Source organism: Variovorax sp. 679 (assembly GCF_003952185.1).
In the GTDB taxonomy this organism is placed as follows: domain Bacteria; phylum Pseudomonadota; class Gammaproteobacteria; order Burkholderiales; family Burkholderiaceae_C; genus Variovorax.
Genome location: NZ_RXFS01000004.1, coordinates 456,459 through 478,926 on the forward strand (window position 1 = coordinate 456,459; position 22,468 = coordinate 478,926).

The following is a 22,468-nucleotide window of genomic DNA, read 5'->3' on the forward strand; positions in this document are numbered from 1 at the left end:
ATAGAGAAGGTTTGCAGCGCGGCGACAATGGAGTCCCTTAGTCGGGCTTCCCGATGGTCAGCTTGCCGTGAACGATCTCTCCTTTTTCCTGCCTTGCGCCGCCGGCGTCGAGGAACTCCTCGCCCAGGAGGTGCACGCCCTGACCGGCCGCGCCGGCCAGGATCTGCTTTCGCTGCGTGGCGGCGTGCGCGTGCGCGCCGACTGGCGCGACGGCCTGAAGCTCAACCTGCACAGCCGCCTCGCGCAGCGCGTGCTGGTCGAGCTGGCCCACGGGCCGTACCGCAACGAAAACGACCTGTACGGCATCGCCAGCGGCGTGGCCTGGGAGATCTGGTTCACGCCGAAGCAGACCTTCAAGATCGAGACCACCGCCCAGCACAGCCCGCTGCAGAGCCTGAATTTCGCCACCCTGCGCATCAAGGACGCCATTGCCGACCGCTTCCGCGCCAAGGCCAACGGCGTGCGCCCGAGCATCGAGACCCAGTGGCCCGACTGCCGCGTGTTCGCCCACCTGACCACCGATACCTGCACGCTCTACATCGACACCAGCGGCGAGCCGCTCTTCAAGCGCGGCTGGCGCCAGGACAAGGGCGACGCCCCGCTGAAGGAAACCCTGGCCGCCGCCATGCTCGCCGCCAGCGGCTGGTGGAACCCCGAGACCGGCGAGGTGTCGGTCCAGCCGCTGTACGACCCCTGCTGCGGCAGCGGCACCATCGCCATCGAGGCGGCGCAGATCGCGCGCGGCATCGCGGCCGGGTCGCTGCGGCGCTTCGGCTTCGAGAAGCTGCTGCCGTTCCAGGCGCATGTGTGGACCGCCATCAGGCAGCAGGCCGAGGCGGCCGTGCGGGAGGGCGGCGTGGCGATCTTCGGCTCCGACGTGTCGCACCGCATGGTCGATTTCGCCCAGCGCAATGCCGAGCGCGCCGGCGTGGCGCAGGCCGTCGAGTTCCGCGGCGGTGACGCCCTGCAGCGCATGCCGCCGGCCGAGGGCGGCGTGATCATGCTCAACCCGCCGTACGGCGAGCGCATCGAAGTGGGCGGCGTGGCTGGCGCGGGGCGTCCCGGCGCGCGGGAGGCGGCTCAGTCCAGCGAAGGCGATGCCGGCGACTTCTTCGCGCAGCTCGCCACCCACTGGAAGAAGAACTACGCCGGCTGGACCGCCTGGGTGCTCACGCCCGACCTGAAGCTGCCCAGGCAGATGCGCCTGAAGGAATCGCGCCGCGTGCCGATGTGGAACGGCCCGATCGAATGCCGTCTGTTCCGCTTCGACATGGTTGCGGGCTCAGCGCGGAAGTAGCGCAGGCTCGCCCTCGGGCCTGGGCTGCGGTTGCTGCGGCTCCTTGACGGCTTCCCTGGGGCGCACCGCGCAGGCCGCGTTGATCGTTCGCGTGACGAGGTCGCGCGCGCCGGCCAGGCTCACCGTGCGCAGGTCGTCCTCCTCGAAATGCCTCACCGCCACCGGTTCGCCGACGAAGTTCGGATGTCCGAAGTAGGTGGCACTCACGTAGCGCGCGCTGCGGGCCTCGCAATCGACCCTGGCCTGGGCCTGGAAGGAGCGGTACCGGATGCCGTCGCGGCTCGTGCGGTCCTGCGGCAGGCTCATGCGAAGGCTCACGAGGCGCTTCGATCCGTCCGCCTCGACGCTGGTCGGATCGACCTGCACATAGCTGGAACTGTCGTCGCCCGGCGTGCCCGACAGCGTCAGCCACTCGGCCCGGACGCCCACGGATGCGAGCAGGGCGAGGCAGAGCAGCGGCAGGCGTTTCATGAAGGAAGGCAGAGAGGGCTGTGATTGGTGAGGTCCGATTGTCGTCGGCCGGGCTAACGAAGGCCTGACCGCTGCATTGCATGGTGCAACATCGGCGATATTCCCCGCACATTCCATGACGTTGACAGAACCCGCCAGCCTTGTCGTCATCGACACCAACATCGCCCTCGACCTGCTGGTCTTCGAAGACCCCGCCTGGGGGCCGCTGACCGCCCGGCTCGCCGCCGGCGAACTGCACTGGCTGGCCACCGCCGCCATGCGCACCGAACTCGAGCGCGTACTGGGCTACCCCCTGATCGCCAGGCGCATGGCGCAACGCGAACTGCAGGTGCCGGCGGTGCTCGCCGATTTCGACGCGCGGGTGCGGATGGTGGAAGGCACTCCGCCGCGCGCGCCCTGCGTGTGCAGCGACCCCGACGATCAGGTCTTCATCGACCTGGCAGTGGCGCACAAGGCGCTGCTGCTGAGCAAGGACCGGGCGGTGCTGTCGATGAAGAAGCGGCTGGCGCTGCGAGGAGTGGTGGTGCAGGCGGCGTACGGGGTGTAGCGGCGACTGGCGGCGGTGTCGGCGCCGGCGTCAGGAAGCAATTGACAACGTTTCGTTCATCGAGCGGTTTTGAAGCGGCACTAGATTTCCGGCAGGGCCATGCCATGCCTCCCAACTCGTGATGAGCGGAAATCTCCCAGCCATTCTTCCCGTCGTTCGCACACTCTCCATCGCCGTCGGCGCGATCGTGCTCGGCCTTGTCTTCTACAAGCTCATCGGGCCGGTGGGCCGTTGGTACGAGTTCAACTTCGCAAGGAACGACGACGACCTGGGCCGCGCGTACATGGTCGCGCTCGCCGTTCAGTTGGTCGCGCTGTTTGCCGGAGGCTGGCTGGGCGACCTGGTGTTCCGCAGATGGCGCCGGAAGAGGTACGAAGCTTGACTCTGTCTGCCTTGACGCAGCTGCTCGTTCGGCTGCTTTGCATCCTTGCAGGGGCTCTGGCGTTCAGCTTTCTCGGGACCAAGACCGTACTGATTCCCATCGGGCAGTGGTACGAAATGAACAAGGCCCAGGATTTCGACGACTTGTCGCAGGCCTATGTTCTCGCGCTTGTCGCCCAGGGGATTCTTGTCGTCATCGGCGGCTGGCTTGGCGACCGGCTGTTCCGCAGATTGCGGCGGAAGCAGCTCGACAGCCGCTAGTGCTGCACCCCGTTGGCAGCCTGCAGATGCCACCGCCCCAACAACCGCGCCACCGCCCGCACCCGCTGCGTATCCCGCCCCCAGCGCCGGCTCGCCGGCAGCTTCTGCGCCCACTTCATGCGCCTCGCCGCGTTCGCGATGCGCTCGCGCACTTCCTCGTTCACGTCTGCCAGCGCCGCGTGCCAGTGCTGCCCTGCAGCCTGCGGCGCGGCGGCCTCGAGCATCATGGCCGTCGAGTGCAGGTAGCTCAGCCAGTCGCGCGCCTGGCATTCCGCCAGCGTCATGACCTCGGCCGGGTCGTCCTCGAAATCGATGTAGCCGATCACGCCGTCGGGGCACTGCACGAGGTTGCGGTCGAAGGCCTGGCTCAGGTGCTGGCCGCAGACGTGCACGGCGGCAATGGCGGCGAGGCCCTCGCGCCATACGGCCAGCAGCGCGGCGGGGCCGGCGGCTGCGGCGTGGTCGAGCCGCTCCTGCAGCACCACCGTCGCGCGGCCGCTTTCGCCCAGGTCGGAAATGAGCAGGCCGTCCGGCTGCTGCGCCAGCACCACCGGCACGCGCAGGCCGGCGGCCGCGAGCTGCTTGAGGCGCCGCGCCTCCGTGGCGATGGCGGCCTCGCCGCCCGGGTTGGGCACGGGCTTGATGATGTCCAGCCGCGCCATACGCGCGACCGCCGCCATCACGCGGTAGCCCCACTTGCCGTGCCGGGGGCCGGCCTTCTTGAGCCACACGCGTTCGCTGCCGAAGCGGTGGCTGGCCACGTTCTTCTGCTGCTGGGGCAGGGTGGCGCGCAGGAATTCCGCGTAGTCGCCGGGCGCCGGCGGGTTGGGGGAAAGCGCGTCCAGGGGCGCGGGCGCCGAAGCTGCGCCTTTGCGCGTTTGCAGGCGCCGGCTGGCGCCTCTACTCAGTGGGTTCATGCGGCCAATGCAAAGCCCGACACAAGCCCCTGCGGGCCCTGCGTCACGGGCTGGAAACTCTCTGCACTGGCCAGCGGCCAGTAGGTACGGAAGACATTGTGCTGCTCGTCGAGCGGGCCGAGCAGGGCGCCCGGCTGCACCTGCATCACCAGGTTGCTCAACAGGCGCACCTCGGTGTCGGAAATGCGGCGCACGATGTGGTGCGCGGTGATCTGCTGCGGATGGTCGAGCCCGGCGGCCTGCACCAGCTCCTGCAGCGCGTGCAGCGTGCTGTGGTGGAAGTTGTGCACGCGCTCGGCCTTGGTCGGCACCACCAGCGCCTTCTGGCGCAGCGGGTCCTGCGTGGTCACGCCGGTGGGGCAGTGGCCGGTGTGGCAGCTCTGCGCCTGGATGCAGCCCAGGGCCATCATGAAGCCGCGCGCGGCGTTGCACCAGTCGGCGCCCAGCGCCATCATGCGCGCCACGTCGAAGGCGGTGATCACCTTGGCCGCGCAGCCGATCTTGATGCGGTGGCGCAGGTTCACGCCGATCAGCGTGTTGTGCACCAGCAGCAGGCCTTCCTGCAACGGCGCACCCACATGGTCGCTGAACTCGACCGGCGCCGCGCCGGTGCCGCCCTCGGCGCCGTCGACCACGATGAAGTCGGGCGTGATGCCGGTGGCCTGCATCGCCTTGACGATGCCGAACCATTCCCACGGATGGCCCAGGCAGAACTTGAAGCCGGTCGGCTTGCCGCCCGACAGCTCGCGCAGCCTGGCGACGAAATGCATCATCTCGGTCGGCGTGGAGAAGGCGCTGTGCGAGGCGGGCGAGATGCAATCGACACCCACCGGCACGCCGCGCGCGGCCGCGATCTCGGGCGTGACCTTGGGGGCCGGCAGCACGCCGCCGTGGCCGGGCTTGGCGCCCTGGCTCAGCTTGATCTCGATCATCTTCACCTGCGGGTCGCGCGCGTTGGCGGTGAAGCGTTCTTCGCTGAAGCTGCCGTCCTCGTTGCGGCAGCCGAAGTAGCCGGAGCCGATTTCCCAGATCAGGTCGCCGCCGTGCACGCGGTGGTGCTGCGAGATCGAGCCCTCGCCGGTGTCGTGCGCGAAGCCGCCCATCTTGGCGCCCTTGTTGAGCGCGAGGATGGCATTGGCCGACAGCGCGCCGAAGCTCATGGCCGAGATGTTGAACACGCTGGCGCTGTACGGCTGCGTGCAGACCTGGGCGGGGTTGGCGCCCGCCGGCTGCGGCGTGCCGCCGATCACGATGCGGAAATCGTGGTCGGCGAGCTTGGTCGGCCGCATCGAGTGGTTGATCCACTCGTAGCCCGCGATGGTCACGTTCATCTGCGTGCCGAAGGGGCGGTTGTCGGGGTCGCCCTTGGCGCGCTGGTACACCAGCGAGCGCTGGGCGCGCGAGAAGGGGGCGGCCTCGGAGTCGCTTTCGATGAAGTACTGCCGCATTTCGGGGCGGATGAACTCCAGCAAAAAGCGCAGGTGGCCGATCACCGGGTAGTTGCGCAGGATGGCGTGGCGGGCCTGCCGCAGGTCGTGCACGCCGGTACCTGTGAGTACCGCAAAAACGGCCACGCCGATCCAGGCCAGCCACAGGTGGGGCGAAACCAGCACGAAGGCCAGGCATGCCACCAAGCCGACCACGCACAGGGCGAAAGCGCTGTAGCGCGTCGGAAACGGAATAATCGTGGGCATAGAAATAGTCTCGACCGTGGCCTGCTGCATCATAGAGGGCTGCCTCGAACTTGCCATGACGACCATTCCCGACCCCATTTCGCCCCCCGACAGCACCCCCGCAGCCCGCACTCCCCTCGGTCCCGACGATTTCGACGCTCTCGACCAGGCGCTCGACGCCATGCGCGAGCACGACGAGGAAATCCCCCAGTGGGAGTTCTGCGAAGGCTTCATGGCCGCCCTGATCTGCACCCGCCGGCCCATCCTGCCGTCCGAATACTGGCCCGTCCTGCTGGGCGACAGCTTCTCGTCCGCCCAGCACATGGAGTTCGTCTGGAACTGGAAGCGCCGCTGGATCGAGATCGAGGAGGGCCTCGACGCCCCCGTCGAAACCCTCGACGACGAACGCAGCTGGCAGCCCGAGGTGCTCGACACCCGCGGCGCCATCGCCTCCCTGCCGGAAGAAGAGCGTGCCGAAGTCGCCGGCGAGGCCATTCCTTCGTTCGCGCAGGTCTGGGCGCTCGGCTTCATGTACGCGGTCGAGAACTGGCCCGAAGATTGGGCCGAGCCGCGCGACAAGGACGCCGCGCGCATGCTGAACGACGCGCTCGACAACATCGTCGCCCTCACCGAGGACGACACCGGCAAGCCCACGCTGTCGATGTACAGCGACGACGCCCCGCCCAGCGTGAGCCAGCAGCGGCTGGACGACTTCGGCGCCGCCATCTGGGCCGTGTACGACCTGCGCCAGCTCTGGAAGAGCCTGGGCCCGAAGGCCGAGACCATCCGCAAGGAAGCCACGCCCGGACGTAACGACCCTTGCCCCTGCGGCAGCGGCAAGAAGTACAAGAAGTGCCACGGTGAGTGACTGGGCTCACCCCCAGGCTTCGCGCACTTCGTGTCGCTTCGCCAACCCCCTTGCAGGGGGCAATACCTGCGGCCCGGCAAAGCCGGTTCCGCGGTATTCCTGAAATGAGCTCAGTCCTGGCGCAGCGCTCCGCCGCAGAACCCCTGACGCCCCGCGCGGCATGGGTGATGGTCCTGGCGCTGTGCGCCGGGGTCGCGCTGAGCCAGGCGTTCCGTACGGTGGGCGCCATCATGGCGAGCCCGCTGCAGGCCGATTTCCATCTTTCCGCACAGGCCCTCGGGATCTTCTCGGGGGCTTTTCATTTCGCGTTCGGCGCGATGCAGCTGTTCATGGGCATCGGCATCGACCTGCACGGCGTGCGCCGCACGGTGCTGGTGGCCTTTCCGGTCGCCATCGCGGGTGCGCTGCTGTCGGCGGTGTCGTCCAGCTACCTGGTGCTGGTGGCCGGGCAGGCGCTGATCGGCGTCGGCTGCGCGCCGGCCTTCCTGGTATGCACGGTGTTCATCGCGCGGCACTTTCCGGCGGCGAGCTTCGCCACCGTGTCGGGCATGGTGCTGGCTGTCGGCGGCATCGGCATGCTGGCCACCGGCACGCCGCTGGCGTGGCTGGTGCAGGCGTATTCCTGGCGCGCGGGCTTCCTGGTGCTGGCCGTGGCCGCGGCGCTGGCGTGGCTGGCGATCTGGTACTGGGTGCACGAGCCGGCTTCGGCCGTGCCGGGCAAGCGGGAGTCAATTCCCGAGGCGATCCGCCAGTTCGGCGCGCTGTTCGCCATGCCGCACACGCTGGGCATCATGGTGCTGGGCGCGGTCACGTACGCGGCCTTCATCTCGCTGCGCGGCCTGTGGCTGGGCCCGCTGATGATGGAGCGCCACGGCTACTCGCTGGTGCAGAGCGGCAATGTCGCGCTGGCGGTGTCGGTGATCTCGCTGTTCGGCGCGCCCCTGTTCGGCCGGCTCGACCGCGACGGCACCGCGCGCCGCCGATGGATCGTGATCTGCGGCCTGGGCTATGCGGGGCTCTTCGCGCTCATCGCGGTGCTGCACTCGGCCTGGCTCGACATCGCCGGCATGGTGCTGATCGGCGTGCTCTCCGGCTTCATTGTCTGGCAGTACGCCGACGTGCGCGGTGCCTACCCGGCCACGCTCACCGGCCGCGCGATGGCCGTGTTCACGATGGCGATGTTCCTCGGCGTGGCGCTCATGCAGTGGGGCACCGGCGTGGCCGCTTCGGTGGCGGCGGCGCATGGAGGCGATCCGCTGACTGCTGTGCTGGCGACCATCGCCGTGCTGCTGGTGATCGGCATCGCGGCCTTCGCGTGGTTGCCCGCGCCGAAGAGTTCCTCGGCCTGATCAAGGAACACCGCGGAACCGGCTTTGCCGGGCCGCAGGTGTTGCCCCCGGTAGGGGGTTGGCGCAGCGACACGAAGTGCGCGCAGCCTGGGGGCGAGCCTTGTTCAGATCTTGAAGGCGCGTTGAATGTCCGGCCGAACCAGGTCGACGTACTCGCGGTGTTTGCGGATATATCCGGCGATGAACTGGCACACCGGAATCACATGCAGTCCCCTGGCGCGCGCCTCGCCGAGCACATGCTTCGCGATGCCCGAGCCCACGCCCTTGCCCTCGAATTCGGGCAGCACCTCGGTGTGCGTGAACATGATCGCGTCGGTCAGCATGTTGTATTCGGCGTAGCCGGCGAGCTTGCCGTCGAGCGTGGCCTCGTAGCGGTGCTGCGCTTCGTTGTTCGAAAAGGCGAGGGCGGTGTCGTTGGTGTTGCTCATGGTTGGCGTGCGAGAAAGGTTGCGAGGTTGGCTGCGGCGGTGGCGCGCACCTTGTTGCGCAGCATGGGGCTCCAGCCGAGCAGCAGGCCCGGCGTGCCGAGCGCCTGGCGCGACCAGGTCCAGAAAGGAAAGCTGTCGCGATGCGTGGCGATCAGCCCATCGGGCGTGAAGGTGAAGCGCGCGTCGATGCTGTTGTCGACGATGCGGCCGGTGGCGCTGAAGCGGTAGTGCGCGTCCCAGTGGGCGCTGCCGGTGCCGTCGTCGCCGGCCTTTACGTCGCGCCATGTCAGGCGCCACACATCGGCGCCCTTGGCCCTCGTGCCACCGGCCAGCATGCGCCACATGCCGCCCACTTCGCGCCGTCCGCGCAGCGAGAAGGCCTCGTCGTCGAACACGGCGTCGGGCGCGTAGCAGGCTTCCATGGTGGGGGCGTCGAGCTTGGCGAAGGCGCTGTAGAAGCGTTCGATGGTCTGGGCGTTGGTGGCTGCTGTCATGAGGCCTCTTGGGGTGGGTCGGAGCGGCGTGGCGTCAGATCGACGCCGGGATGTTGCGCGCGAGGAAATCATAGACCGCGCGGATGCGCCGGTCGGTGCGGATCTCGCGGTGCACCGCGAGCCACACCGGCAGCGACTTGATCTTCAGCTGCGGCAGCACGCGCACCACCGAGCCGTCGGTGCGCGCGAGCGACTCGCTGACGAAGCCGATGCCCATGCCCTGGCGCAGTGCTTCCCAATAGGCGCCCATGTCGTCGGTGCGAAAGCAGAAGTGCTCGCGCTGCAGTGGCGTGCCCAGTTGCGCCGACATGCGGATGATGGTGTCGATGCTGTCGTAGCCCAGCACGTCGTGCCGGTACAGGTCGGTCGCCTGCCGCGGCGTGCCCCGGCGGCGCAGGTAGTCGGTGTGGGCGAAGGCGCCGAGCGCGAAGCTGCCGATGCGGCGCGCCACCACCGTGGCCGTGGTGGGCTGCGTCATGCGGATGGCGATGTCGGCCTCGCGCTGCAGCAGGTTGCTGATCTCGCTGGTCGACACCAGGTCGACCTGGATTTCCGGCAGCTCCTGCCGCATCCGCACCAGCAGGCCCGGCAGCATCTGGCGCGCCGTGGCCTGGCTCGCCGAGATGCGCACCGAGCCCGCCGTGGCGGTGTTGGCGCCCGACACGCTGCGCGACAGCGCGAGCGCGCCGCTTTCCATGGCACGCGCCGAGTCCGCGAGGCGTGTGGCCATGGCCGTCGGCCGCAGGCCCCGGCCGGTGCGCTCGAAGAGCAGCACGCCCAGCTGCGACTCCAGCTCCGCGATGTGGCGGCCCAGCGTCGGCTGGCTGGTACCCGTGGCGCGCGCGGCCGCGAGCAGGCTGCCGTGGTCGAGCGCGGCAAGAAAGGCGCGCACCAGCCGCCAGTCGAAGCCGAGTTCGTTGTCGGTTCTCATCGGGTATTCAGTTTTGAATAGCTGTTATGAAAGCTTAAGCCATTGTTAACCGCAGGTGCGCTTTCGATAATCCGCCCGATGGATGAACGTAGAAACTTTGTCCGGCTGCTGGGAGGCGGCGTTGTCATTGCGGCGGGTGCGGCCGCGCTGGCGACCTGGTGGCTGAACTCCGAGGTGCCGGCGGCCGCGCTGGAGATATGGAACGGCCCCGGCGACGAGCCCGACGTGCGCAAGCGCGCCGTCGCGTACGCCGTCACCGCCCCCACCGCGTACAACCGCCAGCCCTGGCTGGTCGACCTGCGCGAGCCCGACGCCATCGTTGTCTATTGCGATCGCGAACGCGTGCAGCCCGAGACCGATCCGTACGGTCGCCAGATCATCATCGGCCACGGTGCCTTCATAGAGCTGCTGGTGATGGCACTCGCCCAGCAGGGCGTGCAGGCCGGCGTGCAGCTTTGGCCGCAGGGCGAGCTGACCGGCGAGCCGAGGCACTGGCCGCACGTCCCGGTGGCGCGTCTGCGGCTGGCTGGCGGCGGCGTGCCCGATCCGCTGTTCGCGCAGGTACTGCGGCGGCGCACGCCCAAGCAGCGCTTCGATCTCTCGCGGCCGGTGTCGGCCGACATCCTGCAGGGCCTGACCGCCATCGCACCCGCGGGCGGCACGGTGAGTTCGGCCGGCACGGTGGACATGGCGCGCGTGCTGCCCCTGCGCAAGCTCTGCGCGGCAGCCGCGCGAGTGGAACTCGCCACGCCCGGCACCGCGATGGAAAACCTGCAACTGCTGCGCGTCGGCCCGCAGGAAATCCTCGAGCACCGCGACGGTTTCTCGCTCAACGATCCGGCGCTGCGCGTCGCCGTTGCGCTGGGGCAGTTCGACCGCGGCGCGCCCGCGGCCGAGGACAGTCTCTCGTTCCGCCGCACCCTGCAGCTGTTCGAGGACCAGGCCAACACCGCGATGGGCTTCGTCTGGCTCAGCACGCGCGGTAACAGCCGCACCGAGCAGATCGCGGCGGGCCGCGCCTACGTGCGCCAGCAGCTGCGCGCCACCGACCTGGGCCTGGGCATGCACCCGATGAGCCAGCCGCTGGAGGAGTTCGCGGAAATGGCGCCGCACCACGCCGCCGCGCACGACATGCTGCTGGGCACCGCGCCGCCGCGCGACAAGCGCAGCCCGACGCTGCAGATGATGTGCCGCCTCGGCTACCCGATGGCGCCGGTACCGGCCGCGCCGCGCCGTCCGCTCGCCGATTTCATGACGGTCTGAGCGCCGGAGCGTTCCGGCCGCTCAGCGCGCGAGCAGCAGTTCGACCAAGGTCTGCAGCGCGTGGTGAACAGTGGCCGCGCGCACCGTGGCGCGGTCGCCGTCGAAGCGGCGGCGCTCGGTGCGCACGTCGCCATCGACCGACCAGCCGAACCACACGGTGCCCACCGGCTTGTCGGGCGTGCCGCCCGTGGGGCCGGCCACGCCGGTCACGGCCAGCGCCACGCGCGAGGGCGGCGAATGCGCGATCGCACCGGTGGCCATGGCGCGCGCCACCGGCTCGCTGACGGCGCCGTGCGCGGCGATCACGCCGGCGTCCACGCCCAGCAGTTCGGTCTTGGCTTCGTTCGAATACGTGATGAAGCCGCGCTCGTACCAGACGCTCGAGCCCGAGAGATCGGTGCAGGCCGCGCCGATCAGCCCGCCCGTGCAGCTCTCTGCCGTGGCCAGCATCCAGCCTTTTTTCTGCAGCAGGCCGGCCAGGGTCACGACCAGCTCGGGCGTGCCCTGGTCCGCGAGCGGCGTGGTCGAAGAGGGGGAGGAGTCCATCGGGTTCACCATGCGCGCCACAGCGCGATGACCAGCAGCGTGCAGAACGCCGCCACCAGGTCGTCGAGGATGATGCCGAAGCCCGCGCGCCACCAGCGCACCTGCGCCGCGTCGCGCTGCTTGAACAGCGCGTCGGCCCAGGCCACCGGACCGGGCTTGGCGGCATCGAAGAAGCGGAACAGCAGGAAGGCCACGGTCTGCGCGAGCAGGCCGGCCGGCGTCACCAGCCAGAGCACGATCCAGAAGGCGACCACCTCGTCCCACACCACGGAGCCGGGGTCGGCCACGTTCATGTCGCGCGCGGTCACCGTGCAGGCCCACCAGCCGACGGGCAGCGAGGCCGCGATGATCCAGCCGATGGTGGCGGGCGTGAACCACAGCTGCATCACCGAGAACGCCACCCAGGCCCACAGCGTGCCCACGGTGCCGGGCGCGAGGCGCGAGAGGCCCGAGCCGAAGCCCAGCGCGATGAAGTGCGCGGGGTGGGAGAGCAGGAAGCCCAGCGTGGGGCGGCGCATCGAGGGTCGGGGCATGGCGCCGGAAGTCGCGGTGGACGAGGATGAAGAAGGAATGGAGGAAGCGGCTTGCATCGGGGCAGGAGTGTCGCGCATCTGCGGCGGCACCGGTTCGGCGCAGTTTTATTTATCAAAGCAATAGCTTGTTTAATTGGCGTGCGGCGCCTAGTATCCGGGCTCCTCCAGACCTTTCTTCCCGTCCGCGCCATGCCTTCCGCGTCCTCCTCTTCCGCCGCTTTGCCGCCCCCTGTTCCCACCGCCCCCACCGCCGCCTGGAGCGAACTGTTCAGCGGCCGCAACGGCTGGCGCGCGCTGGCCCTGACCGGCGGCGTCGCGCTGCATGCGGTCAATGTGCACATCGTGACCACCGTGCTGCCCTCGGTGGTGCGCGAGATCGGCGGGCTCGACTGGTATGCGTGGAGCACCACGCTCTTCGTGATCGGCTCGATCCTCGGCGCCACGCTGTCTGTGCGGCTGCTCGCGGTGCTCGGCCCGCGCGGCGCCTGCCTGGCGGCGCTGGCTGTGTTCAGCGCGGGCTCGGTGGGCTGCGCGCTCGCGCCGGCCATGCCGTGGATGCTCGCGGGCCGCACGGTGCAGGGGCTGGGAGGGGGGCTGCTTGCGGCGCTGAGCTACGGGTTGATCCAGCTGGTGTTCGAGCAGCGGCTGTGGCCGCGCGCGGTGGCGCTGGTGTCGGGCATGTGGGGCGTGGCCACGCTGTGCGGGCCGGCCGTGGGCGGGCTGTTCGCGCAGGCCGGGCACTGGCGCTGGGCCTTCTGGTTCCTGCTGCCGGTGGCGGCGGCGCAGGCGCTGCTGGTGCTCGTGCAGCTGCGGCCCTCGATGGGCGTGAAGCACACGCGGCCCGCCGCTGCGCCGCGCGTGCCGGCGCTGCAGATCGGCCTGCTCGCGGCCTCGGTGCTGGTGATCGCCGCCAGCGGCCTGGTGCCTGACCTCGCCTTACAGGCCGTCGGCGTGGTGCTGGGCCTGGCCATCGGCTTCGCCGCCACGCGCATCGACAGCCGCGCCCCCGTGCGCGTACTGCCGTCGGGCGCCTACGCCGTGAGCGCGCCGCTCGGCGCCATCTACGCGAGCGTGGCGCTGCTGCTGATCGGCAGCACCACCGAGATCTTCGTGCCGTACTTCCTGCAGCTGCTGCACGGCCACTCGCCGCTGGCGGCGGGCTACCTGACGGCCGCGATGGCGGGCGGCTGGAGCGCCGGCTCGCTGCTGTCCTCGGGCCGCAGCGGCGCGAAGGCCGACGCCATGCTGCGCGCCGGGCCGGTCGCCTGCACGCTGGGGCTGGTGGCGCTCGCGCTGCTTTTGCCTTCGCCCGGGGTGTTGGGCGCGGGCGCCGGGACCCTGCTGATCGCCGCCGCGCTCGCCGCCGTGGGGCTCGGCGTGGGCATCGGCTGGCCGCACCTGATCACGCGCGTGATGTCGCTGGCGCCGAAGGGCGAGGAGGGCCTTGCATCGGCCTCGATCACCACCGTGCAGCTCTACGGCATGGCCGTGGGCGCGGCGGTGGCGGGGCTGGTGGCGAACGCGGCGGGCCTCAGCGTGCCGGGAGGCGCGGAGGGTGCCCGGTCGGCGGCCGTGTGGCTGTTCGCGGGCTTCGCGCTCGCACCGGTTGCTGCGGCATGGCTCGCGTACCGCGTCGTTGCGCGGCGCGGCTGGTGAGCGGGGTGGCTCAGGCGACCACGCCTTCCCACGCCAGCGCCCGCCGGCGCGCCCTGATCCGCTGGATCTCTCCGCGCAGCAGGCCCACCAGGTCGTAGACCTCGGACGGCAGGTGCGCGCCGCGCCAGGCCACGTGCTGGTCGGCGCGGCACAGCACCAGGCGGTGGGTGTAGGCCTTGGGCACGTCCTCGGTCTCGATGTCCAGCACCGTGAGCGGCATGTTGTAGGCGGCCGCCGCGCGCTCGAGCGGCCGCACGTCCACGCTGCGGTCGAAGCGCAGCATCGTGTAGCCGGGGCCGAAGGCGTCGTAGAGCGAGCGCCCGTCGGACAGCCAGAAGTGCGGCGCGCGGCAGCCGGGCACGGTCGACGGCGTGAACTCGCCCATCGAGTAGGGCGGTGCCCTGTGCTCGCCGTCCGCGATGATGATCGGCGAGCCGCTGTAGAAGTAGCCGAAGTTGAGCCCGCCGCAGCAGAACTGCTGCACGTTCAGCTCGTAGGCCTCGCGCCCGATGTCGGCGCGCAATGCGTCGCCCGCCGGGCCGGGCTCCTCGATGTTCGGCGGCACGGCGCGGCGCGCGCGGATCATCTTCTGCGCATGGTCCATCGCGAAGTTCGACACCTGCTCGGTGATCGGCTGGCGCTCGGCCTCGTAGGCATCGAGCATGGCCTCGTCGCCCCAGCCCTGCACCACCGCGCCCAGCAGCCACGAGAGGTTGAGCGCATCGGCGATGCCCGCGTTCATGCCGTAGCCCGCGTAGGGCACCCACAGGTGCGCCGCGTCGCCGGCGAGGAACACGCGCCCCTCGCGGAAGCGGTTGGCCACGAGGCGGCGGCCGATCCAGTCTTCCTTGCTGATGATCTGGTACTCGAAGTCGGGGCCCACGCCGAGGATGTCGCGCAGCGACTGGTCGCGGTCGACCGAGTCGAACTCGGGCTCCTCCGCGTTCAGGTGGTTGTGCACCAGCCAGGTCTCGTGCCCGTCGATGGCGAACATCGTGCCGCAGCGGCGCGGGTTCATCGCGTAGTACGACCACGCCAGCTTGCCAGGAATGAGCGCGCGCAGCTCCGGCGCGCGGATGAAGGTCGACTGCACACGCTGGATCACCGCCGTGCCCTCGAGCTTCGAGCCGATCTGCTTGCGCACGGCCGAGGAGCCGCCGTCGCAGCCCACCATGTAGCGGCAGCGGATGCTGCGCGTCACGCCGCTGTCCATGTCGGTGGCGATGGCGGTCACGCCCTCGTGGTCCTGCGTGAAGCCCGCGAACTGTGTGCGGTTGAGCAGCTGAACGCCCGGCAGCGCGGCCGTGTGCTTCAGCAATATGGGTTCCAGGTAGATCTGGTTGATGCGGTGCGGCGGCTCCGGCGTGGGCCACCACGCGTCGGGGCCTTCGGTCTCGGTGTAGCGGTCGCGCCGGCAGGGAATCGGAATGCGCGTGAGCTCGGTGCCCGTGACGGTGGTGCGGAACACCACGTCGTTCGGATGGTCGGCCGGCAGCCCCGCGTCGCGCAGCTTCTGCGCCACGCCCAGGCGGCGGAACTGTTCCATGGTGCGCGAAGCCACATGGTTGCACTTCACGTTCGGCGGCTCGGCGAAGCGGCGCGTCTCGCAGATGAGGACGGAGACGCCGCGCGAGGCGAGGTCCATGGCCAGCGTGAGGCCCACGGGGCCGGCTCCGACGATCATCACGTCGGCCTGCAGTGCTGCTGAGGTGTGGTGGCGGTCGGTCATGCTCTGGCGGGTGCGTCGTCAGTCGAGCCGGATGCGGGCGGCCTGGATCACCTTCGCCCACTTCTTCGTTTCGGACTGGATGTAGGCCTCGAAGGCCTCGGTGGAGGCAGGCGCGGGCTCCGCGCCGAGGTTGCGCATCGAGGCCTTGATCTGCTCGTCGCCGAGTGCGGCGTTGATTTCTGCGTTGAGGCGCGCGACGACGGGTGCCGGCGTGCCTGCGGGAGCCACCACGCCGAACCAGCCGGTGGAGTCGTAGCCCGGCAACCCGGCTTCGGCCACGGTGGGCACCTCGGGCAGCATCGGCACGCGCTGCGCGCTCGTCACCGCGAAGGCCACCAGCTTGCCGGCCCTGATCTGCTGCAGCGAAGCCGGCAGGTCGACCAGCGCGAGCGGGATCTGCCCCGCGATGGCGTCGAGCGCCGCCGGGCCCGAGCCGCGGTATGGCACCTCGACCAGCTTCACGTCGGCCATCTGCGCGAAGAGGGCCGCCGACAGATGCATCGCCGTGCCGTTGCCGCCGTGGCCGATCGACAGCGTGCCCGGGTTGGCCTTGGCCAGCGCGATCAGCTCGCGCTGCGTGCGCGCGGCAATGGAAGGGTGGCCCACGATCACGAAGGGCGTGGCCGCGACCATGGCCACGGGCTTGAAGTCCTTCACCGGATCGAAGGGCATCTGCGGATAGAGGCTGACGTTGGCGGCCAGCGCGCCCGCCGCGCCCAGCCCGAGCGTGTAGCCGTCGGCGGGCGTCTTCGCCACCAGCGAGAGGCCCACGTTGCCGCCCGCGCCCGGCTTGTTGTCGATCACCACCGGCTGTCCCAGCTTCTCGTTGAGCCGCGGCACCAGCATGCGCATCACTGCGTCGGCGCTGCCGCCGGGCGGGAAGGTCACGACCAGGCGGATGGGCTTGTTCGGGAAATCGGCGGCTGTCGAAGAGGGCGCCTGCGCGAGCGCCGCGCCGCCGGTCAGTGCCGCGCCGGCGGCCGCCAGCAGCAGTTGCCGGCGAAGCACGCTCTTCCCGCGGGCAAGGGGTGCTGCCATCGAGACTCCTTGAATGTGATGTGTCTTTTGGATGATTGAACGATGAGAGTATTCATTCGTAAATCAAGAAATTTCTAATGAAATATCATCTTTGCTGATGAATGCGAACTTCAGTCCTACGATCCGCCAGCTGCGTGCGTTCCTCGCCGTCTACCAGCTGAAAAAGCTCAGCGCGGCGGCGCAGCGGCTGTTCGTCACGCAGTCTGCGGTGAGCATGCTGATCCGCCAGCTCGAGGAGGGCCTCGACACGCGCCTGTTCGATCGCACCACGCGCTCGCTCAAGGCCACGGCGGCGGCCGAGCAGATGATGGTGACGGTCGAGCGCATCCTGCGCGACGTGGATTCGCTGTCGAACGACTTCCGAGAGCTGGCCACGCTCGAGCGCGGCCGCGTCACGCTGGCCATCACGCCCACGCTCGCGGCCTTCCTGCTGCCCGATGCCATACGCGCCTTCAACGAACAGCACCCCGGCGTCCGCGTGCTGGTGAACGACTGCGCGCCCGACCAGTTCATCTCGCGCATCATCGGCGAGCACGTGGACTTCGGCATCGGCACCCCCGAGCGGCCCGGCCCCGAGGTCGAGGTGCAGCGCCTCATGCGCGACCACCTCGCCGTGGTCTGCCGCACCGACCATCCGCTGGCCAGGGCCCGCGTGGTGCGCTGGAGCGACCTGGGCGGCCATCCGGTCATCACGGTGCGCCCGGGGTATGGCGTGCGCCCGCTCATCGACGGCACTGCGGCCGAGGCGGGCGTGGCGCTCGACGTGGTGAACGAGGTGTCGTTCCTATCCACCGCCATCTGGATGACGGCCGCCGGCATGGGCGCGTCGATCATGCCCTCGGCCTTCGCGCGCGCGGAGGCCGATCCGTCGCTGGTCATCAAGGTGCTGAGCTCGCCGCGCGTGTCGCGCGACATCTCCATCGTCACCAAGCGCGGCCATTCGCTCTCGGCCGCGGCGCGCGCCTTCATCGAGGCACTGAAGCGCTCCCTATAATTTTTCGGCACAACAACAGGAGGGCCCGGCCCATGAGAACTTTCATTCGACGTCTCGGGGCGATGTCGCTCCTCGTTGCCTTCAGCCTCGCGCTGGTGGCCTGCGGCAACAAGGAGGCCGAGCAGCGCAAGGCGTTCATCACCTTCCTGCAGGCCCGCGTGCTCGACAGGCCCGGCCTGCACGTGCCGACGCCCAGCGCGGAAGAAAAAGCCTCGTTCGGCGACTACGCGCAGCACTATGCCGTGATCACCGACTTCAACGAAGGCATGAACAAGTCGGTGAGCCAGCCCATGACGCAGATCATGGCCAAGGGCGCGCTGCGCTCCATCGCCGACCTCCCGGCGCGCCGCGACGACCTCAAGGCCGCGAAGGACGGCCTCACGGGCCTGCGCACCGCGCTCGACCAGCAGGCCGCCAAGGCCGATGCCGCGCACGCGCAGCTCAAGCAGCCCGACGACCTGAAGCAGGTCTACGACAAGGCCTTCGACCGGACCGTGACCGTGCCGGCCACCACCTTCAAGGAAGTGTTCCCCGCGCTCGACACCGTGTTCGACAGCGCACTGGCCATCGGAGACTTCCTCGAGAAGAACAAGTCGAAGATCCAGATCGCCGGCAGCAGCATCACCGTGACCGACCCTGCCGTACAGGCCGAGCTCAACAAGATGCTGCAGCAGCTCAACGGCCAGTCGGCCGCCATCAACGCGGCGCAACGCAAGATGCAGGCGGTGGTGCGAGGAGGATAGGCTCGCCCCCAGGCTGCGCGCACTTCGTGTCGCTTCGCCTTCCCCCTACCGGGGGCAACACCTGAGGCCCGGCAAAGCCGGTTCCTCGGTGTTTCCCGAAAGATCGGGATTGCGGGAGGCTAGATGAAATGGTCGAATGAGCCGAAGCGCTGCGACACCGGCGCGCCGGCCGCGTCGACGATGCGCAGGCCGGCGTCGGCCTCGATGCGGCCGATGCGCGTGACGCGCGTGGCGCTGTCCATGCCCGCCTGCCCGATCGCGTTGCGTGCCGATGCGGGCGCGGTGAAGACCAGCTCGTAGTCGTCGCCACCCGAGAGCGCGCAGGTGCGGCGCAGCTCCTCGCTCAGGTTGCCGGTGTCGACCGAGATCAGCGCGGTGGCCGCGTCGGCGTCGAGCGTGGCGCCTACATTGCTGGATGCGAGGATGTGGCCCAGGTCGCCGATGAGTCCGTCGCTCACGTCCACCGCCGAAGTGGCGATGCCGCGCAGGGCCTGCCCTAGCGCCACGCGCGGCGTGGGTTGTTCCATGCGCCGGCGCGCCACGTCGAAGGCGTCCGCCTGCAGTGCGATCGTGCCGCGGAACACCTCGAGCGCAAGGCGCGCCTCGCCCGGCGTGCCGCTCACCCAGATGTCGTCGCCCGCGCGCGCGCCCGAGCGCAGCAGCGCCGCGCCGGCCGGCACCTCGCCGAACACCGTGATGCAGATGTTGAGCGGGCCGCGCGTGGTGTCGCCGCCCACCAGCTCGCAGCCGTGCGCGTCGGCCAGCGCAAGCAGGCCGCGCGAGAAACCTTCGAGCCAGTGTTCGTCGACACCCGGCAGCGCCAGCGCCAGCGTGAAGGCCAGCGGCTTCGCGCCGCAGGCCGCCAGGTCGCTGAGGTTCACCGCCAGCGCCTTGTGGCCGAGCCGGGCCGGATCGACGGTGGAAAGAAAGTGCCGGCCCTCGACCAGCATGTCGGAGGAGACGGCGAGCTGCATGCCCGCAGCCGGCGCGAGCAGCGCGCAGTCGTCGCCCACGCCGAGCGGGGAGCGCGTGGCGGGGCGCTTGAAATAGCGTGCGATCAGGTCGAATTCACCCATTGGGGGTGAGAGCATAAAGGCTACGCCGCCGGGCGGAGTTCCCGGCGCGGCAGCCGCAGCGCTTGAAGCAGCCTGGCGCCGGCGTCCGCAAGCACGTCCTCGTTGTGGATCTCGATGGCCGCCAGCCCCGGTGGAATGCGGAAATCGAGCGCTCGCCGCACGCGTGCTTCAACCATCTCGGCCGACTCGCGCCCTCGCGCCATCAGGCGGCTGCGCAGCGTCTCGACGCTGGCGGTGACGTGCACGACCGTCATGTGCGGAAACCGGCGCGCGGCCTGTGGCAGGTAGGCGCGCGATCCGTTGACGATCACCGTGCCGTCATCGCGCGGCGGCACCAGCTCGGCATGGCGCACGCCGTAGCAAAGGCCGTTGGCCTCCCAGTCGAGCCCGAAGGCGCCGGCCCCGCGCAGTTGCAGGAAGCCGGGCACGTCGACGCTGTCGTGCTGCTCGCCACCGGCGGCCACGGCGCGCGTGATGGTGCGGCGGGCGAAGGCGACCGGTGCGTCGTGCGGAAGGTGTTCCTTCAGCCAGCCGAGCAGGCTGTCCTTGCCGGCGCCGGAAGGGCCCGCCACGTACACGAGGCGGCCGGTCATCGGCCCAGCTCCATCTGTGCGAGGCACACGAAGTCGGTTCCGGGCGACGGTTCGGCGAAGAGGCTGACGGCCTCGAAGCGCAGCGGTGCCGTCGATGCGAGCAGTGGCGCGAAGTGCTGCCGTGCCGCCGCCTGCAGCGCCGCCACGATGCCGGGCTCGACGTCGCGCAACGAGCCGGTCAGCGACATGTGGAAGCGGAAGCGGTCCATCACGAAGGGGTAGCCCCAGCGCAGCAGCAGTGCGTCTTCCTCGGGCGTGAGGCCGGCCGCGCGGCGTCGCTGGAGTTCGGAGGGTGGAAGCGGCTCGGCGAAGGCATGCAGCGCCGTCACGCAGGCATCGGCTGTCGCGCGCAGCGACGCGTTCGGCCGGGCCGGCACGAGCGCGAGGAAATCGTCGAGCAGCGCGACCTCCAGCGCAGGCATGTCGAAGGGCTCCAGCGTGCGGCAGAGCGCCTGCATGCCGGCGCGCAACTCCTGCTCGCCGAACTGCTGTCGCAGCACGAAGGGCGCAGCGAGCGTCGCATGCCAGCCGTAGCGTCGCGGCGCGGCCGTGAGCCGCTGCAGCAGTTCCATCGGCACTTCCGCGATGGCCGGCAGCGGCCATGTGCGTTCGCTCGCGGCGCACCGGCCCAGCCAGCGGCTGCCGGCCTCCCACCATGCGCTTTCGACTTGCGGCGCGAAGTAGGCCGCGTAGCGGTGACGGCGCCCGTCACTCATCGTGGGTCACCGTCAGCGAGATGCGGTCGCCTGCGAACCAGGTGCGGGCGTACTCGATGGGCACGGCGGCGGTGTCGACGTTGACGCTCTCGACGAAGAGCACCGGCCGGCTCACCGGTTGGCGCAGATGGCCGGCCACCACGGGTTCGGGCATCTGCGCGGTGATGCGGCTGTCGCGCCGCGTGTAGTCGTCCACTCCGTGGGCCGCGAAGGCCGCGGTGATGGAGCCGGTCTCGCGCACCACTTCCTCGAGCTTCGCGAAGCGCGGCAGCGGAAAGAAGCGCTCGCTGAAATGCAGCGGCTGCCCTTCGGCATCGCCGATCACGTTCAGGCACAGCAGCGGGCCGCGCGCCGCCACATCGAGTGCGCGGGCTTGCGCAGCGGTTGCGCGCACCGTGCTGGCGGCCACCACGTTCAGCGCGCCGCGCAGGCCGGCCAGCGCCATGCGCTGGTGATGCCGCGGCCGCTTGACCAGTGCGAGGTCCATCGCGAAGTCTTCCACATAGGTGCCGCTGCCCTGCGTCACGCGCAGCAGGCCCTGGCTCGTGAGGTCGGCCAGTGAGCGGCGGATGGTGTGGCGGTTGACGCCGAACTGCTCGGCCAGCGCGTGTTCGGAAGGCAGCCGCTGCCCAGGCGGATAGACGCCGCGCGCGATGGCGTCGGCGATGTCGGCTGCGATGCGGGTCCAGAAGCTGTCGCGTGGAGTGCGTGCGGGAAGCGATGCGGAAGAGCTTGTCGTGCTTGTCATGAACTTGTCTTGGGCGCTATCTAAGCTCGCGCCGGTTGTCGAATTTGTCTATACAACTTTCTCAGAGTATCACTTACATGTTTCATGCTTTTGACACGGAACCGGCCGGGCGTCCGCTCGACCGCGCCCAGTGGATGGCAACGCTGGCGCGGGCTCCGCTGGAACTGCTGGAGCCGGCGCTGGGCACCCACGCGCAGGGTACGCCGCAGTGGCTGCGTGCGCCGGAGACCGGCCTCGTGATGGTGCAGGGCCGCGCCGGTGGTTCGGGCGAGCGTTTCAATCTCGGTGAAGTCACGGTGACGCGCTGTGCCCTGCGATTGGGCGAGGTCGGCTCCGCTGTCGGCGTCGCCTACGTCATGGGCCGCTCGCACCGGCATGCGCAACTGGCCGCCGTGGCCGATGCGCTGCTGCAAGACCCCGCGCAACAGCCGCTGCTGGATACGCAATTGCTGGCGCCCGTGCGCCGCCATCTCGAACTGCAACGTGCGCAACGCCACGCCAGTGCGCAGAGCAGCAAGGTCGAGTTCTTCACCGTCGCGCGCGAAGCCGGCGACACCGAAGGCGAGGACGACGCCGAATGACCGCGCTCGATCTTTCCACTCTGGGCGCCGGCTTTTCCGACGAGGCCCTGGGCAGCCAGTCGGTGTTCCGCGCGGCGCTGCATGCGCTCTCGCATCCCGGCCGCGCGGTCACCCTGCCGCACGACGCGCAGACACCGTCGCGCGGACACCCCGCCTCCGCCGCGCTGCTGCTCGCGTTGCTCGACCCCGACTGCACGCTCTGGCTCTCGCCATCTCTCGCTGGCAGCGATGCCGCCGCATGGCTGCGTTTTCACACCGGCTGCGTGCTGGTCGACACGCCCGTGGCCGCGCAGTTCGCATGGGTTGCGCAGGGCGATGAATGCCCGAGGCTCGGCAGCTTCGCGCAGGGCAGCGACGCCTATCCCGACCAGTCGACGACCTGCGTGGTCGACGTGGTCGCCCTGGACGAGGGCGGCACGGATGCATGGACGCTGCGCGGTCCCGGCATCCGCGACAGCGCGTCCATCGCGGTCGTGGGCCTGCCGCGCACCGGCGCAACCGCCTTCGCGGCGCAGTGGCGTGCCAATCAAGAGGCCTTCCCGCGCGGCATCGACGTGTTCCTGGCCTCGCCACGGCAGATCGTCGGCCTTCCGCGCACTACGCGCATCGAAACGCACATGGCACAGGAGGCTTGA

The 22,468-nt window shown here is 69.8% G+C and carries 27 protein-coding genes; 13 read left to right on the top strand and 14 right to left on the bottom strand.

The genetic code is table 11. The features are described 5' to 3' along the window. Positions 1 to 67 precede the first annotated feature (67 nt). Complete coding sequence (locus tag EJO71_RS12525; protein ID WP_125949034.1) at positions 68 to 1,297, top strand: THUMP domain-containing protein; 1,230 nt, start codon at positions 68 to 70, stop codon at positions 1,295 to 1,297. On the opposite strand, the gene EJO71_RS12530 is transcribed toward EJO71_RS12525, so the two are convergent. Next, a complete protein-coding gene (locus EJO71_RS12530; RefSeq protein WP_125949035.1) occupies positions 1,283 to 1,768 on the bottom strand; it encodes a surface-adhesin E family protein in 486 nt (161 codons plus the stop codon). The two genes, EJO71_RS12525 and EJO71_RS12530, sit on opposite strands and share 15 nt — an antisense overlap. Before the next feature lie 115 nt (positions 1,769 to 1,883). Between EJO71_RS12530 and EJO71_RS12535 the strand changes: the two genes are divergently transcribed. The 3 genes from EJO71_RS12535 (at position 1,884) to EJO71_RS12545 (ending at position 2,957) form a co-directional block, all read left to right on the top strand. Beyond that, positions 1,884 to 2,315 carry a putative toxin-antitoxin system toxin component, PIN family gene (locus tag EJO71_RS12535; RefSeq protein WP_125949036.1) on the top strand — a complete coding sequence of 144 codons (432 nt, stop codon included), beginning with the start codon at positions 1,884 to 1,886 and terminating at the stop codon, positions 2,313 to 2,315. Between the two features lie 121 nt (positions 2,316 to 2,436). Continuing rightward, the gene (locus EJO71_RS12540) at positions 2,437 to 2,697 is read left to right on the top strand and encodes a hypothetical protein (protein WP_125949037.1); all 261 of its coding nucleotides are present in this window, start codon (positions 2,437 to 2,439) and stop codon (positions 2,695 to 2,697) included. Positions 2,698 to 2,708: 11 nt separating this feature from the next. Continuing rightward, on the top strand, positions 2,709 to 2,957 hold the full coding sequence (locus tag EJO71_RS12545) for a hypothetical protein (RefSeq protein WP_240651373.1): 249 nt from the start codon (positions 2,709 to 2,711) through the stop codon (positions 2,955 to 2,957). Here the strand turns inward: EJO71_RS12545 and EJO71_RS12550 are convergent. Both EJO71_RS12550 and EJO71_RS12555 read right to left on the bottom strand, forming a co-directional pair. After that, a complete protein-coding gene (locus EJO71_RS12550) occupies positions 2,954 to 3,874 on the bottom strand; it encodes a hypothetical protein (RefSeq protein ID WP_125949039.1) in 921 nt (306 codons plus the stop codon). The two genes, EJO71_RS12545 and EJO71_RS12550, sit on opposite strands and share 4 nt — an antisense overlap. After that, positions 3,871 to 5,568, bottom strand: a complete 1,698-nt coding sequence (locus tag EJO71_RS12555; protein ID WP_125949040.1) for an FMN-binding glutamate synthase family protein — start codon at positions 5,566 to 5,568, stop codon at positions 3,871 to 3,873. Before EJO71_RS12555 ends, EJO71_RS12550 begins: the two co-directional genes overlap by 4 nt. Before the next feature lie 55 nt (positions 5,569 to 5,623). Between EJO71_RS12555 and EJO71_RS12560 the strand changes: the two genes are divergently transcribed. Both EJO71_RS12560 and EJO71_RS12570 read left to right on the top strand, forming a co-directional pair. Beyond that, on the top strand, positions 5,624 to 6,415 hold the full coding sequence (locus tag EJO71_RS12560; RefSeq protein WP_093301652.1) for a UPF0149 family protein: 792 nt from the start codon (positions 5,624 to 5,626) through the stop codon (positions 6,413 to 6,415). Positions 6,416 to 6,582: 167 nt separating this feature from the next. Further along, the gene (locus EJO71_RS12570; protein WP_125949164.1) at positions 6,583 to 7,764 is read left to right on the top strand and encodes an MFS transporter; all 1,182 of its coding nucleotides are present in this window, start codon (positions 6,583 to 6,585) and stop codon (positions 7,762 to 7,764) included. A 104-nt stretch (positions 7,765 to 7,868) separates the two neighbouring features. On the opposite strand, the gene EJO71_RS12575 is transcribed toward EJO71_RS12570, so the two are convergent. From EJO71_RS12575 to EJO71_RS12585, 3 genes are read right to left on the bottom strand one after another with little or no spacing between them, the layout of a single operon-like run. Further along, positions 7,869 to 8,192: a GNAT family N-acetyltransferase gene (locus tag EJO71_RS12575; RefSeq protein ID WP_125949041.1), complete on the bottom strand. Its 324-nt coding sequence runs from the start codon at positions 8,190 to 8,192 to the stop codon at positions 7,869 to 7,871. Then, positions 8,189 to 8,686 (bottom strand): nuclear transport factor 2 family protein, encoded by a 498-nt coding sequence (locus EJO71_RS12580; protein WP_125949042.1) that lies wholly within the window; start codon positions 8,684 to 8,686, stop codon positions 8,189 to 8,191. The genes EJO71_RS12575 and EJO71_RS12580 overlap by 4 nt, the downstream gene beginning before the upstream one ends. Before the next feature lie 34 nt (positions 8,687 to 8,720). Then, on the bottom strand, positions 8,721 to 9,617 hold the full coding sequence (locus EJO71_RS12585) for a LysR family transcriptional regulator (RefSeq protein ID WP_125949043.1): 897 nt from the start codon (positions 9,615 to 9,617) through the stop codon (positions 8,721 to 8,723). Positions 9,618 to 9,695: 78 nt separating this feature from the next. On the opposite strand from EJO71_RS12585, the gene EJO71_RS12590 reads away from it, so the two are divergent. After that, on the top strand, positions 9,696 to 10,880 hold the full coding sequence (locus tag EJO71_RS12590) for a twin-arginine translocation pathway signal protein (protein ID WP_164546812.1): 1,185 nt from the start codon (positions 9,696 to 9,698) through the stop codon (positions 10,878 to 10,880). A gap of 21 nt (positions 10,881 to 10,901) precedes the next feature. On the opposite strand, the gene EJO71_RS12595 is transcribed toward EJO71_RS12590, so the two are convergent. Beyond that, a complete protein-coding gene (locus tag EJO71_RS12595; RefSeq protein ID WP_240651374.1) occupies positions 10,902 to 11,426 on the bottom strand; it encodes a CinA family protein in 525 nt (174 codons plus the stop codon). 5 nt (positions 11,427 to 11,431) lie between these two features. Continuing rightward, on the bottom strand, positions 11,432 to 11,959 hold the full coding sequence (locus tag EJO71_RS12600; RefSeq protein ID WP_125949046.1) for a phosphatidylglycerophosphatase A: 528 nt from the start codon (positions 11,957 to 11,959) through the stop codon (positions 11,432 to 11,434). On the opposite strand from EJO71_RS12600, the gene EJO71_RS34945 reads away from it, so the two are divergent. Both EJO71_RS34945 and EJO71_RS12605 read left to right on the top strand, forming a co-directional pair. Continuing rightward, positions 11,958 to 12,083: a hypothetical protein gene (locus EJO71_RS34945; RefSeq protein ID WP_276311659.1), complete on the top strand. Its 126-nt coding sequence runs from the start codon at positions 11,958 to 11,960 to the stop codon at positions 12,081 to 12,083. The genes EJO71_RS12600 and EJO71_RS34945 overlap by 2 nt on opposite strands. 65 nt (positions 12,084 to 12,148) lie before the next feature. Further along, positions 12,149 to 13,615 carry an MFS transporter gene (locus EJO71_RS12605; protein WP_125949047.1) on the top strand — a complete coding sequence of 489 codons (1,467 nt, stop codon included), beginning with the start codon at positions 12,149 to 12,151 and terminating at the stop codon, positions 13,613 to 13,615. Positions 13,616 to 13,625: 10 nt separating this feature from the next. Here the strand turns inward: EJO71_RS12605 and EJO71_RS12610 are convergent, their stop codons facing one another. Next, a complete protein-coding gene (locus EJO71_RS12610; protein WP_125949048.1) occupies positions 13,626 to 15,344 on the bottom strand; it encodes an FAD-dependent oxidoreductase in 1,719 nt (572 codons plus the stop codon). 18 nt (positions 15,345 to 15,362) lie between these two features. Next, positions 15,363 to 16,382 (bottom strand): tripartite tricarboxylate transporter substrate binding protein, encoded by a 1,020-nt coding sequence (locus EJO71_RS12615; protein ID WP_125949049.1) that lies wholly within the window; start codon positions 16,380 to 16,382, stop codon positions 15,363 to 15,365. A 97-nt stretch (positions 16,383 to 16,479) separates the two neighbouring features. On the opposite strand from EJO71_RS12615, the gene EJO71_RS12620 reads away from it, so the two are divergent. After that, a complete protein-coding gene (locus EJO71_RS12620; protein ID WP_125949050.1) occupies positions 16,480 to 17,376 on the top strand; it encodes a LysR family transcriptional regulator in 897 nt (298 codons plus the stop codon). A gap of 32 nt (positions 17,377 to 17,408) precedes the next feature. Then, entirely contained in the window at positions 17,409 to 18,119 is a 711-nt protein-coding gene (locus EJO71_RS12625) for a DUF3053 domain-containing protein (protein WP_125949051.1), read from the top strand. A 119-nt stretch (positions 18,120 to 18,238) separates the two neighbouring features. Here the strand turns inward: EJO71_RS12625 and thiL are convergent, their stop codons facing one another. Genes thiL through phnF form a run of 4 tightly spaced genes read right to left on the bottom strand, consistent with a single transcriptional unit; the run spans position 18,239 to position 21,252 of the window. Then, positions 18,239 to 19,195, bottom strand: a complete 957-nt coding sequence (gene thiL / locus EJO71_RS12630) for a thiamine-phosphate kinase (protein WP_125949052.1) — start codon at positions 19,193 to 19,195, stop codon at positions 18,239 to 18,241. Between the two features lie 20 nt (positions 19,196 to 19,215). Continuing rightward, positions 19,216 to 19,788 carry a phosphonate metabolism protein/1,5-bisphosphokinase (PRPP-forming) PhnN gene (phnN, locus tag EJO71_RS12635; RefSeq protein WP_125949053.1) on the bottom strand — a complete coding sequence of 191 codons (573 nt, stop codon included), beginning with the start codon at positions 19,786 to 19,788 and terminating at the stop codon, positions 19,216 to 19,218. Beyond that, complete coding sequence (locus tag EJO71_RS12640; protein WP_125949054.1) at positions 19,785 to 20,504, bottom strand: DUF1045 domain-containing protein; 720 nt, start codon at positions 20,502 to 20,504, stop codon at positions 19,785 to 19,787. The genes phnN and EJO71_RS12640 overlap by 4 nt, the downstream gene beginning before the upstream one ends. Continuing rightward, a complete protein-coding gene (phnF, locus tag EJO71_RS12645; protein ID WP_125949055.1) occupies positions 20,497 to 21,252 on the bottom strand; it encodes a phosphonate metabolism transcriptional regulator PhnF in 756 nt (251 codons plus the stop codon). The genes EJO71_RS12640 and phnF overlap by 8 nt, the downstream gene beginning before the upstream one ends. Before the next feature lie 77 nt (positions 21,253 to 21,329). Between phnF and phnG the strand changes: the two genes are divergently transcribed. Together phnG and phnH are read left to right on the top strand one after the other, a co-directional pair. Next, the gene (gene phnG, locus EJO71_RS12650) at positions 21,330 to 21,833 is read left to right on the top strand and encodes a phosphonate C-P lyase system protein PhnG (protein WP_125949056.1); all 504 of its coding nucleotides are present in this window, start codon (positions 21,330 to 21,332) and stop codon (positions 21,831 to 21,833) included. Beyond that, positions 21,830 to 22,468, top strand: a complete 639-nt coding sequence (gene phnH, locus EJO71_RS12655) for a phosphonate C-P lyase system protein PhnH (protein ID WP_125949057.1) — start codon at positions 21,830 to 21,832, stop codon at positions 22,466 to 22,468. Before phnG ends, phnH begins: the two co-directional genes overlap by 4 nt.